The organism is Photobacterium sp. DNB23_23_1, from assembly GCF_052873815.1.
The window spans coordinates 1-204 of record NZ_JBNNXT010000158.1; the positions used below are offsets into that span (position 1 = coordinate 1).

1 rRNA gene is annotated in these 204 nt (G+C 46.6%); it reads right to left on the minus strand.

The annotated features are described in order from the left end of the window. Positions 1–50: ribosomal RNA gene (rrf, locus tag ACVA53_RS25210) — 5S ribosomal RNA — on the minus strand; the annotation flags it as partial. Between the last annotated feature and the right edge of the window lie 154 nt (positions 51–204).

A 204-nucleotide genomic window follows, 5' to 3' on the forward strand; every position in this document is an offset into this window, starting at 1 on the left:
GCTGAGTTCGGCATGGGATCAGGTGGGTCCATAACGCTATGGTCGCCAAGCAAATTCTTTTGAATATATTCCGCTGGTAGGCGGAATATCTTCATAATCTGGGAAAATCTGACTAGGTTCTCAACACTCATTCAAGTGCTCGTGGAGTCCGTAAAAACCCCTTGGGTGTTGTATGGTTAAGCCTCACGGGCAATTAGTACAGGT